At 73.9% G+C, this 3,190-nt stretch carries 4 protein-coding genes and 1 pseudogene; all 5 read right to left on the bottom strand.

Annotation, left to right across the window (positions count from 1 at the left end):
- Nucleotides 1-372, bottom strand: a pseudogene (locus MHW47_RS33715) (hypothetical protein); the annotation flags it as partial.
- A 135-nt stretch (nt 373-507) separates the two neighbouring features.
- Entirely contained in the window at nt 508-1,155 is a 648-nt protein-coding gene (locus MHW47_RS33720; RefSeq protein WP_239227652.1) for a GNAT family N-acetyltransferase, read from the bottom strand.
- A 17-nt stretch (nt 1,156-1,172) separates the two neighbouring features.
- Nucleotides 1,173-1,688, bottom strand: a complete 516-nt coding sequence (locus tag MHW47_RS33725) for a molybdenum cofactor biosynthesis protein B (RefSeq protein ID WP_239227653.1) — start codon at nt 1,686-1,688, stop codon at nt 1,173-1,175.
- Entirely contained in the window at nt 1,685-2,185 is a 501-nt protein-coding gene (gene moaC, locus MHW47_RS33730) for a cyclic pyranopterin monophosphate synthase MoaC (RefSeq protein WP_111330428.1), read from the bottom strand. The genes MHW47_RS33725 and moaC overlap by 4 nt, the downstream gene beginning before the upstream one ends.
- A 122-nt stretch (nt 2,186-2,307) precedes the next feature.
- On the bottom strand, nt 2,308-3,190 hold an 883-nt coding region (gene glp, locus MHW47_RS33735; protein ID WP_239227654.1), incomplete at its 5' end, for a gephyrin-like molybdotransferase Glp.

A 3,190-nucleotide genomic window follows, 5' to 3' on the forward strand; every position in this document is an offset into this window, starting at 1 on the left:
GGGGGCGCCGGAGGCACCCGGGGCGCCGCCGCGCTTGCGCGGGCCCCGCTCGGGCGCGCCGACCGGGTCGTGCATCCGGACCTCGGTGTGCGCCGGAGGCGCGGCGAAGGCCCGGACGTCCACGGAATCCAATCGGTCCGTGCTCGCGTCCGGGTCGACGTCGGGCGCCGCCTCGTCCCCGGTGCGCTCCTGCAGCCCCTTGGCATACCGGCGCTCCATCGCCGCCCGGCCGGAGAGCAGCCGGATGGCGGTGCTGAAGCGCTCGGTCGGACGCTCTTCGTTCAGCTCGTCCTGCCTGCGGAGCCACATCGGCACCAAGTAGGCGGCCCAGGCCCCGACGATGACTGCGTAGATGAGGCCGCTGCTGCTCACATCTCACACCGTAGAGGGGTTTGCTCGGAGGCATCCGCCAATTGGCGCGGTGTGTCGCACGATCCGGCCGATATCGCGGACTTTTTTTGTGATTGTTCCGATCAACGGACCGGATTTAATCGAACGCATTTTCTATTAGCTGGGAGGCGGGCCCTCCGGCCGTTCCGGACGCGCCTGTTCCTCCCGGCGCGGAGCGGGTCGCGAGCGGTGCCATCTGCGCAGCAGCCCGTCCGGCACCTCCTCCGCCGTGAGCGCGTAGATGAGGTGGTCCCGCCAGGCACCGTCGATGTGGAGATAGCGCGGGCGCAGCCCCTCCTCGCGGAATCCGAGTTTCTCCACGACCCGCCGGCTCGGCCCGTTCTCGGGGCGAATGCACACCTCGATGCGGTGCAGTCCGACCACCTGGAAACAGTGGTCGACGGCGAGCGCGACGGCGGTCGGCATCACCCCGCGTCCGGCCACCTCCCGGTCCACCCAGTAGCCGACGTGCCCGGAGCACATCGAGCCCCAGGTGACCCCGGCAACCGTCAACTGGCCGACGAGCCGCCCCCGGTACTCGATGGCGAACGGCAGCATCCGGCCGGCGTTGGCCTCGGAGCGCAGATGGCGGATCATCTGGCGGTACGTGGGCCGCTGGGCGACCGGTCCGCCGGGCGCGGGCGGCGGCACGGTCGCCTCCCAGGGGCGCAGCCAGTCGCGGTTGCGCCGGTTGACCTCGCGCCACTCGCGCTGGTCGCGCAGTCTGATGGGCCGGAGGGCGACGTCGCCGTCCACCAGGATCACCGGCCAGGTCGGGACGTTCAGCTCGGGCTCCCCGGTCGGGGGTGGTCGCCGCCGCGCAGCTGGTCGACGGCGTGCACGAGGAGCCGTTCCAGGACGGCGAGCCCGTCGCGCACCCCGCCGGTGGAGCCGGGGAGGTTGACGATCAGGGTGTGCCCGGCCACCCCCGCCAGACCGCGTGAGAGGGCGGCGGTGGGGACCTTGTCGCGGCCCTCGGCCCTGATGGCCTCGGGGATGCCGGGGATCTCGTGGTCCAGGACGCGGCGGGTGGCCTCGGGGGTGCGGTCGGTGGGCGAGATGCCCGTACCGCCGGTGGTGACGACCACGTCGTACCCGGCGTCCCGGGCGGCGCGCAGGGCCTGCTCGACCGGGTCGCCGTCCGGCACGACCCGCGGGCCGTCCACGGTGAAGCCGAGCCGGGTCAGCGCCTCGGCGATCAGCGGCCCGCCCCGGTCGGCGTAGACCCCGGCGGACGCGCGGTTGGACGCGGTCACGACGAGGGCGCGGTACGGGGGCTGCGGTGCGGCGGCGCTCACGCGTCGGCCCCGGTCTCCCGGGCGCGCACCCAGTCGCCGGACTTGCCGCCCGACTTCGACTCCACCCGGATGTCCGTGATGACCGCCGCCTTGTCGACCGCCTTGACCATGTCCACGACGGTGAGCGCGGCCACCGACACGGCGGTCAGGGCCTCCATCTCGACGCCCGTGCGGTCGGTGGTCTTCACCGTGGCGCTGATCTCGACGGCGTCGTCGGCGACGGTCAGCTCGACGCCGACGCCGGAGACGGCCAGCGGGTGGCAGAGGGGGATCAGGTCCGGGGTGCGCTTGGCGCCCATGATGCCCGCGATCCGCGCGGTGGCGAGGGCGTCGCCCTTGGGGACTCCTTCGCCCCGGAGCAGTTCGATCACACGCGGCGACACGAGGACCCGGCCCGCGGCGCGGGCGACGCGCGCGGTGACGTCCTTCCCGGAGACGTCCACCATGCGGGCGGCACCCGCCTCGTCGATGTGCGTCAGCCTGTTCTGCGTACTCAACTCACTCCGCCTAGCGGTAGGGCGCCGGATTCCCCGGCGCCGCACCGGGGCGCGGGTCCGGGGGCCGGGGGGTGTCCCCCGGACGGCACAGCGCCAAATACCGTACCGCCACGGGGCCCCGGTCAGCGGAGCAGGATCACCTCGGTGTCGGTGCCGGGTTCCGCCGACGTGACGTCCTCGGGCAGCACGATCAGCGCGTCGGCCTGGGCGAGCGCCGCGATCAGGTGCGATCCGGAACCGCCGACCGGCGTGACGGTGCCGGCCTCGGCGTCGTACGTCCCGCGCAGGAACTGGCGCTTCCCGGCCGGCGAGGACAGGGCCTTGTCGGTGGCGAGCACGGCCTTCGCCGTGGGGCGGCCGGTCTCGGGCAGGCCCATCAGCGTACGGATCACGGGGCGGACGAACAGCTCGAAGGAGACGTAGCTGGAGACCGGGTTGCCGGGGAGGGCGAGCAGCGGGGTGTGGTCGGGGCCGATGGAGCCGAAGCCCTGCGGTTTGCCCGGCTGCATGGCGAGCTTGCGGAAGTCGACCCCGCCGCCGCCCGTCCCGTCCTCGTCGCCCACGGCGGACAGGGCCTCCTTGACGACGTCGTACGCGCCGACGCTGACGCCGCCCGTGGTGACGACGAGGTCGGCGCGGATGAGCTGGTCCTCGATGGTGGCGCGCAGGGTGTCGGCGTCGTCGGCGACGGCGCCGACGCGGTAGGCGATGGCTCCGGCGTCGCGGGCGGCGGCGGTGAGGGCGAAGCTGTTGGAGTCGTAGATCCGGCCGGGCGCCAGCTCGGCGCCGGGCTGCACGAGTTCGCTGCCGGTGGACAGGACGACGACGCGCGGGCGGGGCCGCACGGTGACGGTGGAGCGGCCGATCGCGGCGAGCAGCCCGATCTGCGGCGGTCCGATCACCGTGCCCGCGGTGAGCGCGAGGTCGCCGGGGCGCACGTCGCTGCCCCGGTCCCGCACATGGGCGCGGGGTTCGACCGGGCGGTGCACCCGGACCTCGCCGCCG

The organism is Streptomyces sp. OfavH-34-F, assembly GCF_022347745.1.
Taxonomy (GTDB): domain Bacteria; phylum Actinomycetota; class Actinomycetes; order Streptomycetales; family Streptomycetaceae; genus Streptomyces.